Source organism: Paenibacillus sp. CMM36 (genome assembly GCF_053570945.1).
This window is the reverse complement of record NZ_JBSEDY010000014.1, coordinates 1-15,599: the sequence shown is the minus strand read 5'-3', so window position 1 is coordinate 15,599 and position 15,599 is coordinate 1. Positions and strand designations below refer to the sequence as shown.

General features: G+C 43.8%; 15 protein-coding genes and 1 rRNA gene. All 16 read left to right on the top strand.

Annotation, left to right across the window (positions count from 1 at the left end; genetic code table 11):
* The first annotated feature begins 57 nt into the window (after positions 1 to 57).
* Complete coding sequence (locus tag ACWA2B_RS22220; RefSeq protein WP_039275069.1) at positions 58 to 561, top strand: ferritin; 504 nt, start codon at positions 58 to 60, stop codon at positions 559 to 561.
* A gap of 288 nt (positions 562 to 849) precedes the next feature.
* Entirely contained in the window at positions 850 to 1,398 is a 549-nt protein-coding gene (locus ACWA2B_RS22215; protein ID WP_165150196.1) for a GNAT family N-acetyltransferase, read from the top strand.
* Between the two features lie 290 nt (positions 1,399 to 1,688).
* Complete coding sequence (locus tag ACWA2B_RS22210; protein WP_340932154.1) at positions 1,689 to 3,716, top strand: S9 family peptidase; 2,028 nt, start codon at positions 1,689 to 1,691, stop codon at positions 3,714 to 3,716.
* A 113-nt stretch (positions 3,717 to 3,829) separates the two neighbouring features.
* Positions 3,830 to 4,933, top strand: a complete 1,104-nt coding sequence (locus tag ACWA2B_RS22205) for a DNA alkylation repair protein (RefSeq protein ID WP_340932156.1) — start codon at positions 3,830 to 3,832, stop codon at positions 4,931 to 4,933.
* Between the two features lie 178 nt (positions 4,934 to 5,111).
* Positions 5,112 to 6,701: an acyl-CoA synthetase gene (locus tag ACWA2B_RS22200; protein ID WP_449292619.1), complete on the top strand. Its 1,590-nt coding sequence runs from the start codon at positions 5,112 to 5,114 to the stop codon at positions 6,699 to 6,701.
* 47 nt (positions 6,702 to 6,748) lie between these two features.
* Positions 6,749 to 7,981: an aminopeptidase gene (locus ACWA2B_RS22195; protein ID WP_449292639.1), complete on the top strand. Its 1,233-nt coding sequence runs from the start codon at positions 6,749 to 6,751 to the stop codon at positions 7,979 to 7,981.
* Between the two features lie 227 nt (positions 7,982 to 8,208).
* A complete protein-coding gene (locus ACWA2B_RS22190; RefSeq protein WP_449292618.1) occupies positions 8,209 to 8,805 on the top strand; it encodes a TetR/AcrR family transcriptional regulator in 597 nt (198 codons plus the stop codon).
* 11 nt (positions 8,806 to 8,816) lie between these two features.
* Positions 8,817 to 9,443: an HXXEE domain-containing protein gene (locus tag ACWA2B_RS22185; RefSeq protein WP_449292617.1), complete on the top strand. Its 627-nt coding sequence runs from the start codon at positions 8,817 to 8,819 to the stop codon at positions 9,441 to 9,443.
* Between the two features lie 120 nt (positions 9,444 to 9,563).
* Complete coding sequence (locus ACWA2B_RS22180) at positions 9,564 to 10,265, top strand: DUF4309 domain-containing protein (RefSeq protein ID WP_342426066.1); 702 nt, start codon at positions 9,564 to 9,566, stop codon at positions 10,263 to 10,265.
* Between the two features lie 150 nt (positions 10,266 to 10,415).
* Positions 10,416 to 10,943, top strand: a complete 528-nt coding sequence (locus ACWA2B_RS22175; protein ID WP_340957715.1) for a TetR/AcrR family transcriptional regulator — start codon at positions 10,416 to 10,418, stop codon at positions 10,941 to 10,943.
* A 218-nt stretch (positions 10,944 to 11,161) separates the two neighbouring features.
* Positions 11,162 to 11,752 (top strand): sulfurtransferase TusA family protein, encoded by a 591-nt coding sequence (locus tag ACWA2B_RS22170; protein WP_029516792.1) that lies wholly within the window; start codon positions 11,162 to 11,164, stop codon positions 11,750 to 11,752.
* Positions 11,749 to 12,225 (top strand): DsrE/DsrF/DrsH-like family protein, encoded by a 477-nt coding sequence (locus ACWA2B_RS22165; protein WP_029516791.1) that lies wholly within the window; start codon positions 11,749 to 11,751, stop codon positions 12,223 to 12,225. The genes ACWA2B_RS22170 and ACWA2B_RS22165 overlap by 4 nt, the downstream gene beginning before the upstream one ends.
* A 76-nt stretch (positions 12,226 to 12,301) precedes the next feature.
* Complete coding sequence (locus ACWA2B_RS22160) at positions 12,302 to 12,568, top strand: metal-sensitive transcriptional regulator (RefSeq protein ID WP_013310304.1); 267 nt, start codon at positions 12,302 to 12,304, stop codon at positions 12,566 to 12,568.
* Between the two features lie 234 nt (positions 12,569 to 12,802).
* A complete protein-coding gene (locus tag ACWA2B_RS22155) occupies positions 12,803 to 13,483 on the top strand; it encodes a YetF domain-containing protein (protein ID WP_029516790.1) in 681 nt (226 codons plus the stop codon).
* Positions 13,484 to 13,785: 302 nt separating this feature from the next.
* Positions 13,786 to 14,946 (top strand): trans-sulfuration enzyme family protein, encoded by a 1,161-nt coding sequence (locus tag ACWA2B_RS22150; RefSeq protein WP_340932170.1) that lies wholly within the window; start codon positions 13,786 to 13,788, stop codon positions 14,944 to 14,946.
* 431 nt (positions 14,947 to 15,377) lie between these two features.
* A 16S ribosomal RNA gene (locus ACWA2B_RS22145) occupies positions 15,378 to 15,599 on the top strand; the annotation flags it as partial.

Genomic DNA, 15,599 nt, shown 5'->3' with positions numbered 1-15,599 from the left:
TTCGTGGTACACTATGATCGTTACATCATTACATACATGACCGAGGTGACCTGAGACATGAATGACAATTTGGCACAGGCTCTGAATGAGCAAATGAACTTTGAATTTTACTCCGCTCACGTATATTTGGCGATGGCTGCTTATTGCTCCAGTGAAAGTCTGGATGGGTTTGCAAACTTCTTCCTAGTACAAGCTGAGGAGGAACGGTTTCATGCCATGAAACTGTATAAATACATTAATGATCGTAGAGGACGCGCTACATTGGCTGCATTACCAGAGCCCAAAAATAGCTACGATTCCATGCTGGACGTATTTGAGCATGGCTACAAGCATGAGCAGCAAAACACGCAAAAATTTTATCATTTGGCTGACTTGGCCCTCGATGCACGTGAGCATGCAACGATCCATTTCTTGAAATGGTTTATTGATGAGCAAGTCGAGGAGGAAGCGCTGTTCGACAGTGTTATTCAGAAGCTTAAACGCATTGAAAGAGACAGTAACGCCTTTTATATGCTGGACAGCGAGTTTGCCAAACGCAGCTTTACTGCCCCTGCGGAGTAACACTGCAAACATGTTGTGTTTAAAATGCCTGAGGCATGACAGCATTTTATTCGCCTAGAAATTAAAGGAGCCCGGCTTTCGGGCTTTTTTGCGTTGACTTTGATTTACCGAATGCCCCTCTTTCGAGGGGATATTGTTATTTTAAATGGAGTTATAGAAAAAATTAATTTGTCGCTGGATGGTGAGCATGCTACAGTTATGTTAACTTTTATATCTGATTAAATAGATAGGAATAATTATATAGTGGTTCACGCGTTTTATAAAAACACTATAAGGAGGCGGGTTAGTATGAGTGAAATCTATCGTCTGGCACTCCAAGAGGACGCAGAAAGATTGCAGTATGTGACGTATGAGGCGTATGAAACAATTCGGCAGTTGGGGCTTCGATGGCCTGCCGCTCAGGCAGACGTTGCTCTCATTCAAGAAAATATTAAAAATAATAATTGCTATGTGCTGGAAGTAGACGGTGTCATTCAGGCTACCGTCAGCCATCTCAAAAATAGAGCCCTTAATTTTATAACCGATCTACCGTTTGTGATGTGGTTTGCTGTAGACCCGGCGACCCAGGGCAAAGGATATGGGAAAAAATTGTTGAATTGGGTAGAGCAAACGATTATACGTGATCAGGTGGGAGCTCCTGCAGTAACACTGGCGACTGCAGAAAAGCATCCCTATTTGCTATCCATGTACGAGCGTTGGGGATATGAACGTATCCATGCTTTTGACCATGGAACAGGGGACGGGACGATGCATTTACTGCGTAAAGTGGTGAATCCTGAATTATTCTCCACTTACATTCGTGAAAAAAATGAAGCCGAGACAGCCAACCAAAATTAGACCCGATCACCCGGAACAGACGAAGCCGATTCGTTCGCTGAAAGGGGCTTGGAGCGAATGAATTTTCAGTTATGATTGATGAATAACGTTACCCTCTCTCATGAAAGCAACCGAAATAACGGTGCTTTCTGGTCGATAGCGGCTGAGAGAGGGGCTTTTTAATTTTGGACAAATTGACAGAAATAAATTAAAAGAGTAACGTAATTGTATAATTATTATAATCACATAAAATTAATCGGATTAGTTAAAATTTGAAAATGTGGAATCTGATGATATAAGGAGGAATTTTTTTGAGCGACTCGCAATTTAGCACGACCAAGCGCTGTATAACAGCCGAGGATTTATATCGACTTCACTGGGTTAGCGATCCAGCTATTCATCCTATTAGTGGTGAAATCGCTTACGTAGAACAGTATATTAATAAAGAGCGGACAGATTATAACTCAGGAATTTGGCTATTATCGTCCGATGGCGCTAGCGCATTACCCTTTACATACGGACCGAAAGATGAAACGCCTGTCTGGTCACCCGACGGATCACAACTAGCTTTTCTCCGTACAACAGACGGCAAGCGCCAGGTATGGATTATTCCAGAACGCGGGGGAGAGGCACGACAGCTTACATACGTAGAGAACAACGTTCGTTCATTAGCCTGGTCTCCTAATGGGACCTGCATATCGTTTGTAGCTAAAACGGCCGAGAACCCGTCAAGCCCGATATCCGATGAAGGAACTCAGGAGACGCAACTTAAGGGACGAGTTGTTAATCGAACGAAAGCTAAATCCGACGGCTATGGACTGTGGGATGATACTCGTGATCACTTGTATGTAACGGATATGACTTCGGGGCACACAGTTCAACTGACTTCCGGCGCTTATGATGTGGCAGAGCCTGTGTGGTCACCGGATGCTCAACGTATTTTATTCGTCGCCAGAATCGCAGAACATTCGAAAGAGGATACGGATTTACGTGAACTAAATGATTTGTTTACGATAACTCCTGCGATTTCAAATGATGATGCCGCAGCACCGCTTAAGCTGACCCATTCTGAACTGCACATCGAGAGTGCTGCTTATTCTCCCGACGGTTCAACGATTGCCTTTTACGGCCATGATCGACATGCCAAAGGCGCTACTCAGACCCGACTGTACACGGTTCCTTCCAGTGGGGGGAAGGCAGTATGCGTTAGTGAGACGCTTGACGCTCACCTTGGTAATGCGGGTATGAGCGACATGCGTTCACATCTTCATGTAGGACCACCACGCTTCAGTGCGGATGGTCAATCCCTGTATACGCTAGTAACTCTTGAAGGGAATGTAAACGTATATCAGTTTGCGCTTGATGGAACTTTTAAAATTTTAACGCAAGGAGATCGAGAAATTTACCAATTCGAGCTTACACCGGATGAGCAGCATATCATTGCCGCTTCCACCGATGTAACTTTACCAGGCGATTTGTTCCGGATTGCGATCCATTCAGGAACTGAGGTACGGCTGACACGAGTAAATGATTCTTTGCTTGATGAGATTGAGATCAGTGTGCCTGAGTGCTTTTGGACGGAGGTTGAGGATGGCCGACGGGTGCAGGGATGGGTAATGAAGCCTGCTGGGTTTAAGGAGGGAGTATCCTATCCTGCCATTTTGGAGATTCACGGTGGCCCTCATGCCATGTATTCCAATTCTTTTTTTCATGAATTTCAGTTGCTGGCCGCTCAGGGATATACAGTCATCTACACGAATCCCGGAGGAAGCCGAGGGTACGGACAGTCTTTTACCAATGTCGTCCTTAGAGATTACGGCGGACGCGATTACACTGATCTACTGAGCGCAGTGGACGAGGCTATACGCCAGTTCCCATTCATTGATCCGGAAAAGCTGGGTGTAACAGGGGGCAGCTATGGTGGCTTTATGACAAACTGGATTGTTGGCCATACCGATCGTTTCCGCGCAGCTGTAACCCAGCGCTCCATATCTAATTGGCTGTCAATGTATGGAGTGAGCGACATAGGGTACTCGTTTACTGAAGATGAAGTCGGCGGGAATCCGTGGGAGGATTGCGAGCTCTTGTGGAGGCAATCTCCGCTGGCTTATGTGCAGCAAATTAACACACCGCTGCTCATATTGCACGGGGAGCAGGATCTGCGATGCCCTATAGAGCAGGGAGAACAGCTGTTTACAGCATTGCGTCGTTTGGGGAAACCTACGCAATTTGTCCGTTTTTCAGCTTCAAGTCACGAGCTTTCACGAAAAGGGCACCCGCAGCTTCGCGTGGAACGACTGCAACGCATTACCAATTGGTTTGTCCAACACGAATTATAAGTTAAATCGATTTCTTGTGTTGATGTAAAAATGTCAGGTCCTCATCATAGGACTTGGCATTTTTAGTATGCCTTGCTACAATTCTCTCAACCTCATTCAAAAGGAGATATATAATGGCTGAGCCCTTAAAAAATATGTACACGGAGAATTTTCTTCAACAATTCGGTGAAAAAGTACAGTCTGCATACAGGCCGTTCGATACCATCGGATTTATTCATCAAGTGATGGATGAAAAATGGGATGAGCTGGAGCTGAAAGAACGAATACGGCGTATTTCGTTAACATTAGGGGCATTTTTGCCCAGTAATTATGAAGAAGCTCTGGGTATTCTTTTTACTATAGATGAGCATTGTAGTGGTTTTCCGTACTTGTTTTTCCCCGATTTTGTGGAGGTGTATGGGCAGGGAGAAGGGCATTGGGACCTGTCCATGAAGGCGCTGGAGCGATTCACATCTAGGTCCTCTGCGGAGTTCGCCGTAAGACCCTTCCTCCTGCGTGAACCGGAACGGATGATGCAGCAGATGACGACCTGGGCGGGACATCAAAGTGAGCACGTTCGTCGTCTTGCCAGCGAAGGCTGCCGTCCACGGCTACCCTGGGGACAGGCGTTGCCTGTGTTTAAGCGCGATCCTGCTCCAGTATTGGCTGTATTGGAATTACTGAAAGCCGATCCATCACTATATGTACGTAAAAGTGTAGCCAACAACCTGAACGATATTGCCAAGGATCATCCTGATGTGGTCATTGCTACGGCTCAACGGTGGAAAGGGACACATCCTGACACCGACTGGATTGTGCGTCATGGCTGCCGGACCCTGATTCGCAAATCCATCCCCGAAGTGATGGCAATGTTCGGCTATGCGGATGAAACAGACGGGGGACCGTTGGTCACGGGTGCCTCTTTCACCACAGACCCTGCCGTGCTAAAGCTTGGTGATAGCTGTGAGTTGAGCTACGCGCTTCAGCTTCGTGAAGGTGACCCGGTACGAGTCCGCATCGAGTACGGCATTGACTTTGTAAAGGCGAGAGGACAAGTTTCACGTAAACTGTTTTTGCTATCTGACAAAACGGTCCCCGGAGGAACCCATCTTACAGGTACACGGACACACCGTTTTGCAGACCTGACAACTCGTCGCCATTATGCGGGAACGCATCGGATTGCGTTGCTCGTAAATGGTCAGGAAGCGGCTTATACAGTGGTAGAACTCCAGTTGTAGATCAAGATTGCAGTGAAGAGAAAGAGTCTGAAATCAGGCTCTTTCTTTTTGTGGTTGTTTTTACCCAATTCATTTTTTTTCCAAAAAAATGATTCTGGTATTAGAACCTGGTACTAAGACGTGTTATACTACAGTAAGAAAGTGGATCTCATCTTATGTATAAAGGGGAAGGTATAATTTGACAGATCAACAACAATGGCTTGCGCCTGAATCTTACAATATGACTTCGGAAATGGAACACCATGAGGCTGATAAAACAGCACTTAAGTGGCTGAGTGAGACAGGAGAATACGAAGAAATCACCTATGGAGAGCTGTTGAAAAAGGCTAATCGACTGGCTGGAGGACTCGCAAGTCTGGGATTTAACAAAGGTGACAGAGTTCTGGTCGTAGTACCACGGCGTATTATTGCGTATGTAATTTATTTAGCCTGCTTGAAGCTGGGGCTTGCTGTCATTCCATCTTCAGAAATGCTGCGTGCCAAGGATATTGCATATCGTCTTCGCCATTCTGAAGCACGCGCAGTCATTGCCTGGACCGGAGTAACAGGTGAAGTGGACAAAATAAGCGATGATTTGCCTACTCTGGATTATCGTATCGTGGTCTCCGGGGACGACACGCTAGATGTATCTGGCTGGCTCGTGCTGAATGAGCTGATGGATGGACAGGAAGATACTTTTGAAGCTGTGAAGACGCACCGTGACGACATGGCCATTCTGGCCTATACTTCGGGCACCACGGGAAATCCTAAAGGTGTTGTACATAGCCATGGCTGGGGATATGCTCATCTGCGGATAACATCACCATGGTTGGATATTCGAGCTTCAGACGTAGTATGGGCTACAGCTGCACCAGGATGGCAAAAGTGGATTTGGAGTCCGTTTTTATCTGTACTGGGGAATGGAGCGACCGGATTCATATATAATGGTCCGTTTCGTCCGGGTCGCTATTTGCAGTTCATGCAGCAGTACGGAATCCAAGTGTTGTGCTGTACGCCGACAGAATATCGGATTATGGCGAAAACGGATGGTTTGGATCAATATGATCTATCCCAATTGCGCAGCGCAGTTTCTGCGGGAGAGCCTCTCAATCAGGAGGTCATTAATAAGTTTCAGGAGCAGTTCAACATTACGATTCGTGACGGCTACGGTCAAACGGAGAGCACATTAATTATTGGTAATTTAAAGGATGCACCTCTGCGTACAGGCTCGATGGGCAAATCTATTGCACCGGGACTCGTTGAGGTCGTAGACGAGGATGGCATTCCGCTGGCTCCGGGGCAAGTGGGCGATATTGCGGTACGCGCTGATCTGCCGGCATTATTCCATACGTATTACCATGATCCAGAACGCAAATTAGCTAGTGTCCACGGAGATTATTTTGTTACGGGAGACCGGGCTCGCAAAGATGAGGATGGATATTTCTGGTTCGAAGGACGTGGGGATGATATCATTATCAGTTCTGGCTATACCATTGGTCCTTTTGAAGTAGAGGAAGCGCTTATGAAGCATGACTCCGTGCAGGAATGTGCTGCCGTAGCCAGCCCTGACGAAATCCGTGGACATGTTGTAAAGGCTTTTGTCGTACTCAAAGCTGGGGTAGAAGGATCACCGGCGTTAGTGAAGGAACTGCAACATCATGTGAAAACATGGACGGCGCCTTATAAATACCCACGAAAAATAGAGTTTATTAAAGAACTCCCTAAAACCAGCTCAGGCAAAATACGAAGAGTGGAGCTGCGTGAACTGGAGAAGCAATCCGTACTGTAATGATGAAATTATTCAATATAATCAAAACGGAACAGGAGCGTGGAAAAATGAGTACATTTGAATCATTGTTGGAGCAATACGCAGAACTGGTTGTAAGAGTAGGGGTTAACATTCAGCCCGGACAGGTGTTTTTGGTAACTGCACCACTGGAAACTGTTGAGTTTACACGCCTGATTGTCAGCAAAGCCTATGAAGCAGGCGCTAAATATGTACAGGTAGAGTTTGAGGATGATTCCATTACACGTAGTCGTTTTGAACATGGTGACGAAGCCAGCTTTGATTACTACCCTGCTTGGAAGGCAGAAATGATGGAGAAATTTGCCGAAGAGGGTGGAGCCACACTAACGATTAAAGTGCCGAACCCCGATTTATATCAAGGCATTGATCCACAAAAGGTATCTCGTGCGACTAAGGCGGCAGCTACGGCGAGAGAAAGTTTTTCCAAATATACCCGAAATCATAAAATTAGCTGGTGTTTAATTAAAGCGCCGACGAAGGCTTGGGCCGATAAAGTATTTGCAGATGTAGCAGAAGAGGATCGTATACGTGTCATGTGGGATACAATTTTCCAAATGAACCGTGTAGATGGCTCTGATCCTATTCAGAATTGGCAGAAACATTTGAAAAACCTTGAACAGGTACAAGACAAGCTGAATCATAAAAAGTATAAAAGTCTCCACTATCGTGCACCAGGAACAGATTTGCGAATTGAACTGGCTGACGGGCATATTTGGCGCAGCGGCGGTGGGGAGAACGAGCGCGGAGATTACTTTGTCGCGAATATGCCGACAGAAGAAGTGTTCACGATGCCTAAGCGTACAGGTGTGAATGGTCATGTCACAAGTACCATGCCACTCAATTTAAATGGACAACTGGTGGATCGCATAACGTTTACCTTTAAGGACGGTAAAGTCACTGAATATACAGCAGAATCCGGCGAGCAGCATCTGACTCATTTGCTCGCTACGGATGAAGGGGCCAGCTATTTGGGAGAAGTTGCACTGGTGCCGCACGATTCACCGATCTCCAATCTCAATCGTATTTTTTACAATACAGGTATCGACGAAAATGCCTCCTGTCACTTGGCCCTAGGCAGTGCGTATCCATTTAATATGGAAAATGGGACACAAATGAACCGGGAGGAGCTGCTCCAGAACGGTGCCAATGTCAGTCTGACTCATGTTGACTTCATGATCGGCTCAGCTGAGCTGGATATTGATGGCGAACTGCAAGATGGAAGTAACGAAGCCGTGTTCCGCAAAGGAAATTGGGCTATTTAGTCCTTTTCTCAACCTCAAATCAATCAACCCGCAAACGATCTCATTCGTATGCGGGTTTTTCTATTCCCTAAATCTCAAATCACTCCTTGTTTTGTGAAATATAAAGTGCTAAACTAAGTTCAAACAGTAATTTAAACAATGTTTTAATTACTGTTTGAAAAATGATTTACATAAATTGCCCTATTTCATTCATCCGTTATGATTGACCAAACAGGAGGAGGAACAACATGAATCACCCAGACAAAAAACAACAAACCAAAGAAAAAATCTTAGACGCTACGCTGGAATTTATTCAAAAGGAAGGTTTTGAGGCGGTTACAATCCGAAAAATTGCCGACCTGTCTGCTACTAATATTTCTTTAGTTAATTATTATTTTGGCTCCAAGGAAAATTTGCTCAGTGAAGCTATTGAAGTGATATTAAATGGCTTTCAACACACCTTTTCTATTTTGGATAATACAGCGATCCCCCCCCAAGATAGACTGAAACAATTTTTATATAACTATTTACAGGTCATTCGTCAATATCCAGAGCTTCTTTCGCGAATTATTGCCATGGGCAGCACGCCCTTTACATCTCAACAGGAATACGGAAGGTTTTTAAACATAATGGGATTTCCAAAGGTTCAGAACACGATCAAGGAGCTGACAGGCGAGCAACAGCCGGGGCGCTTGTTAGCGATGATGCTGCAAATATTCGGAGCTATTTTTCTGCCCGCACTGATGAGTCCGATTCTTGAATCAGGGGCAGTTGTGAAAATACCTTCAATAGAGGAACAATTAAATCTGCTGTTTGAAAGATATTTTGATCAAAATAAAGCATAGGGGTGACTAATATGAATTATTTGAGAAAATATTGGCAAGATGCAGGGGCTATAATCGGTGTGGTCGTATGTGTTGTTTTGCTTATGAATCAAGCTATCTTTTCGGATATAACAGGCATGTTATGGTTGAGTTTTGTAGCTATATTGTTTCATCAATTTGAGGAGTACCGCTGGCCTGGATATTTTGCTGGTTTATTTAACAACGTTATGTTTAAAAGTGAAGCACCCGATCATTACCCCTTGAACACTCAATCAGCGATGATTATCAATGTTGCAATTGCCTATGTGTTTTACCTGCTCCCCGTATGGTTTCCGCAAGTAATCTGGCTTGGACTCGCACCCGTTTTTATGGGATTCTTTCAGGTCGTATGGCACGGCATCGTTGTCAATATTAAAGCAAAAACCTTATATAATCCTGGATTGTTTACGGCACTTCTCCTGCATGTCCCAGTCGGGATTTGGTATATACATGCAATAGTACAGCGAGACATCCCAACGGCAATAGACTGGATTGCGGGTACGATCTACTTTGTTTTTGCTGTATACATCTTCATCATTAAAGGGAATATATGGTTGAAGAAGAGTGACTCTCCTTACTCCTTTTCTAAACAACAGCTGGGATCTTATGGTCGTAAATAGTGTATATTAGAAAATCATTAATGTCCTTGTTTACAAGTTGGAAACAAGTAGAGGTATTCTGGAAACGAGGTTCGGTTACACTTGGTTTGTACCCATGAACAAGGAAAGAGTGATCTTATAATGAAGCATACACATCAATCTTATGATCGTAAAAAGTTGGCTTACAAGCTAATCACCACTAGTGCTTTATTGGCGATAGGTTTTGCTGTGATGACAGGATGCAGCAATAGCGGGGAAGCAAAATCAACTGCTCCTACTAAAGCAGAAACAGTCACATCGCCTGCTAGTTCTACAGATCAAAACACGGATCTCAATACTAATGGGCAAGGCTCAACCTCAACCTCGACCCATCAAGAACCTGCCAATAGTACAGCTACACCTCACAGTAAACACAGCCCTGCAGCCGCTATATTTAGCGCAGCCAAGCAGGGAACCTTACCGAATTTGCCTAAAGGTCTTGGCTTGGGAACTAGCAGCGATCTTTTATTTGAGCTGTGGGGGAAATCCGAGTCTGGTTCTACTGGTCCTATGAGAAGTTACGCTAAGTATCATACAGACATCATGCTGGATGGAAGCGATAAAGTTACAGAAATTACATCTTCCGATCCAGACTATAAAAAGTTGCTTATCAAACAAATTGTTGACGATTTAGGCCAACCTACGGAAACCGTTGATACCTCTAGAGACATACCTGACACAGCAGAAGCTAATTATACGATCAATAACACATCAGGACTTAGTTATAATTTAGTATTTTCCTATCAAACCAAAACGCAAAAGGTCAATTATATCCGATTATATTTTAACTCTAAAACGCCATAATTGGATGTATATAACAGAGTCGTTTCCGTTAGAATTGCGGAGGCGACTTTGTTCAAGCTCATTGCATTTTTAGGGTATGTCGTTTATACTATTTTGTAATTGATTAATCACTAATCGGAAAACTGTGTTAAATAAAAGGATGAAAAAAACATGACTAAAGCTACGTCAACATCTATAAATCGCCAAAAGGAAATCATATCTGCTGCCATTGAAGTGTTTGCTGAGATGGGCTACTACCGAGCTACAACAGCCAAAGTTGCAGAACGGGCCAATATTTCTCAACCCTATGTCTTTCGTTTTTTCGCTACCAAGGAAGCATTGCTTGTTGAAGCCCTGAAGGTTTCATTTACACGTATCATAGATTCTTTTCACAGCGTCATTCATTCGGCCTCATCTGAGCAGCTCGAGCAAGAGCTAATTGCAGCCTATTCGCAAATTATGACGGAATACCGTAATGAAACACTTTTGCAAATGCAGGCGCAGACGATCCGCGAGGATGAGGTTGTAAGCGTGATGCAGCAAGGGTTACGTGAAATTCATACGACGGTGTATGATGCTTTCCGACGGGCAGGTATTGAACAAGCAATGGAAAGAACGATGCTTTTTCTCGCTAGAGGTATGCTGTGTAATATTTCAATGTCGCTGGATTTGCCAGAACTGATGAAAAAAAACGATTAATTTTGGTTTATGTTTATGCATTAGAGTCGCGTTTTTGCGCGGCTTTTTTTGCTTTTAATTTTATTTGTTTAAGACATGGTTTTGTTTGCTTCTGAGAAAAAACGGCCAAATAAGTTGACAAGAGAAGTGAGTATCATTATTCTAATACCTATAGGGGTATATGTATAAAAAATTTTACTAAGCTAAGCCCCCTCAAAAAAACAGGCGGAGGTTATAGAATGTCATCAACTAACAATATCCAAGCAGATCATATTCTTGATTGTAAAGGGTTAGCTTGTCCTATGCCTATTGTAAAAGCAAGAAAGGCTATGAATGAGCTCGTTCCCGGAAAGATTATGGAGGTTCAGGCGACTGACAAAGGTTCATTAGCCGATTTTCAGAGCTGGGCCAAAAACACCGGACATCAATATTTGGGCACCCTCCAAGATGGAGATGTAATGCGACATTATCTACAAAAAGCAAATCTAGCTGAAGTGAAGAAGGAGCAAATATTTTCTTCTACGATAAGCCATGAAGAGCTACAAGCAAAATGTTCTGGCAAAGAGAACTTCATTTTACTCGATGTTCGTGAACCCGCTGAATTTACGCTTAAACATATCCCTGGATCTAAGCACATCCCTCTTGGCGAACTGGAGCACAGACTTTCTGAACTGAACTTGGAAGAAGAGATCGCAGTGATTTGCCAAGCTGGAGCACGCAGTGAAATGGCTTGTCAGTTATTAGTTGCCAAAGGCGCTAAAAAAGTCAAATCTGTGCTTTCAGGCATATCCGAATGGGCTGGAGAGACTAAGGGAAGCGAATCCATATGAGCACACCCAAAACAACGATTGTATTATTCAGCGGGGAGCTGGATAAGGCGATTGCTGCATTCATTATTGCGAACGGAGCGGCAGCATATGATCACGAAGTAACTATTTTCTTTACTTTTTGGGGGCTAAATACGTTACGCAAGGATGAAATCGTGAGCACTAATAAGGGGATACTCGAAAAAGCCTTTGGTTGGATCATGCCTCGTGGACCCAAAAAGCTGGCACTATCCAAAATGAATTTTGCCGGACTCGGTCCACAGATGATCAAGCATGTCATGAAAAAACACAATGCGCTTTCCTTGCCGCAGCTTATAGAGTTGGCACGAGAGCAGGGGATCAAGCTCGTCGCCTGTACCATGACCATGGATTTGTTAGGGCTGCAGCAAGAAGAGCTAATCGAAGGTTTGGAATATGCTGGGGTAGCCGCCTACTTGGGGGATGCTTCCCAGGGCAAGGTGAATCTATTTATTTAGGGTATCCTATTTATTTTTTTGGTTTATAATATACCTATACGTGTATATGGTAAGTCAAAAAAGGAGTGCATTACTTATGGATTACAATTACAGTGATGAACTGAAAACGCGCCTGAGGAGGATTGAGGGACAGGTGCGTGGGGTACTTCGTTTAATGGATGAAGGAAAATCGTGCAAAGACGTCGTTAGCCAGTTATCTGCCGTACGTAACGCATCAGATAAAGCGATTGCCCAAATTGTAGCAGAGAATCTGCAACGATGTATATTGGAAGAGCAAGAGGCAGGAGGAGACACGGATAAGCTGGTTAAAGAAGCGATTCAGCTTCTTGTGAAAAGTAGATAATCTGACTCCGGAGTCCAAGCTAGCGGGCAATGATGTCACTATGCACAAAATTACGGGAGCTGGCATATTGCCTTTGATTAAAGATTATATACTAGCCGTAATTAAAAAGTTCGCTGCCTCTAGTTGGTAGCGGACTTTTTTATTCAGACATTTCAGGAATAATCCTCTGTTTATGCTGAGGTAGGCCGGTGTAAATAACACATAACAAAACAACTTCTTCCGGGAGGCCTATTTATGGAGGTATTTGTTTCGATTGGTGTCAAATTGATCATCAGCTTTTTTGGCTTGTGGATCATTACTTTTATTACAGGTCGGAAAACACTTAGTCAGTTAACACCACTCGATTTCCTAACATCATTGGTGTTAAGCGAAATTGTGGGAAATACGTTATATGACGATAAGGTGACCATTGGGCAGCTTTTATTTGCTTTGGCACTATGGTGCGCGCTGGCCTACTTTTTTGAAAAAGCGACGACCCATTTTGTGAAATTTGGATATATGGCAGAAGGTCGAACAGTGCTGCTCGTGGATAAAGGGCAGGTTAATCAAGAAATGCTGGAGAAATATGACATAGAATTTACACAGCTACTCTCCATGCTACGCCAGCAAAATATTTTTTCTCTGCGTGAGGTCTGGTACGCTACGTTAGAGACGAACGGCTCCTTGTCAGTCATGCGGAAACCTGAATACGAGCCACCCGCCGCTCAGGATATGGGAATAGATGCACAGCCTGATCTTTTTTCTGTTACTGTCATTGATAAGGGAAGGTTGCTAAATGAATCTATGCGTGGGAAAACAATTGATATTGGAGAGATTAAGGCTAAGGTGCGAGAGCAGGGATATGATAGTATCGATGAGATTGCCTATGCAGAGTTAAGCGAGGATGGAACACTTCATATCGTGCCAATGAGATAGAAAAAGCATTAAAAATAAGACCATTTTGATAATTAAGCCAAAAAAGAGGAGCAAGGTGAACAGTCAGGGTTGTACTTCCCAGCTCAAACAATGAAATACAGATGATCAACTCTGATACCCTGAGTGTATTTTTACTCATTGCTTCCATTCACTGCTCCATATTTATTTCATGCATTTAATTATCATTTTTAGATCCAGCAGTTCTTTAAAAGATTTTTGAAATAACCCTATAGAATATTTGAGTCCCGGATTGAGGAGACTACCTCATGAGTTTGAAATTTTTCAGAAAGTGGTGATCAGATTTGAGTTTCTCGGATGATCAGCTTATCTGTCTCCGATTTGAGGACGAACTAGGGTGTTTTGCTAAGGCTGCTGCTCCTCCTATTTATGAGACTGCTCCATTTTTCTTTGATACTTACGAAGATTATGCTGAAGCGGCTAATAATGAAAAGGAGCATTATGTCTATTCGAGGGGAACCAATCCTACCGTTCAGATTGCAGAGCAAATGATTGCTGCACTGGAAGGTGGGGCGGACTGCAAGTGCTTTGCTTCCGGAATGGCTGCTATCAGTGCGGCTCTAATGTGTAGTTTATCCGCCGGGGACCATCTGATTCTGGTCGGACACATATACGAAACCTCCGTCAGCCTAGCTAAATACTTATCGAAGTTCAATATAAATTATACAATTGTACATTCCACTTCTACGGAAGCAGTTGCTGATGCCATCAAACCGCAGACCCGTGCTATTCTTATGGAGTCTCCTACCTCATTCACATTCGATATGGTAAATATTCAGGAGGTAGCTTCGCTTTCCAAAGCGAAGGGCATCCGCACAATCATAGATAATTCATGGGCTACACCCCTTTTTCAAAAACCATTAGAATGGGGCGTAGATATCGTTGTTCACTCCGCATCCAAGTACTTGGGTGGTCATAATGATTTAATTGCAGGGGCAGTGATCGCTTCTAAAGAGATAATAAATCGTATGTATGCTGAAGAGTATGAGTTGATTGGCGGCTCGTTGGCCCCTTTTGAAGCATGGCTACTCATTCGGGGGCTAAGAACACTCCCGCTCCGAATGGAAGCCCATCAGAGAAATGCTCTGTTGGTTGCTCGTTTTCTATCAGATCATCCGGCCATTTCAAAAGTGAATCATCCCGGACTTCCTTCTCACCCACAACATGAGCTGGCATGTAGGCAACTCAAAGGGTATGCCGGATTATTCAGTTTTGAACTAAAAGATTCGGGTTATGAGGATATATGCAGAGTGATCAATAAACTGCGACTGATTCGGATCGGTGTATCTTGGGGGTCTATGGAGAGCCAGGTGATCTCACCAAACTACGGCTTCAATAAGCAGAGTCTAGAAAAACAACACATGCCCGAATCGCTTATCCGCCTAGCTGTAGGGCATGAGCCTGCTGAACTTCTGATACAGGATTTAGCTACAGCTTTAGGCTAAGCTAACTTTCAGGATTTTATCTAAAAAAGCGGAAGTAGCGGTTCCTCCAATACATAAAGAGCTTCTGCTTTTCTGATTTATGATGTTTATACCTGATCAACTTTGCGCTTTAAGTAGGAGATAAGAGAGTCTCAGTTGTTCCAGGTAAATCACCGTGTAGAAATACAAACTAGTAAATTGGAAAATATTACAACTTGCCTGATAGGTATACACGTGATAAATTATATATCCAGCCAGTTAAACGGCTGTTGACTTGATCTTTGAAAACTGAACAACGAGTGAGTAGGGATTTTGTTCACAAAATCCAACGCTGAAATTTTGGTACATGCCTTCCAGGCTGTATAAAATGGAAGCAAACAAGAGATATTTTTTATCTCGTCAGTTTCAAAATGAGCTTATCGCTCTTTCTATAAACCAACTTCGGTTGGTCTTTAATGGAGAGTTTGATCCTGGCTCAGGACGAACGCTGGCGGCGTGCCTAATACATGCAAGTCGAGCGAGGTTAGTTAGAAGCTTGCTTCTAACTAACCTAGCGGCGGACGGGTGAGTAACACGTAGGCAACCTGCCCACAAGACAGGGATAACTACCGGAAACGGTAGCTAATACCCGATACATCCTTTTCCTGCATGGGCGAAGGAGGAAAGACGGAGCA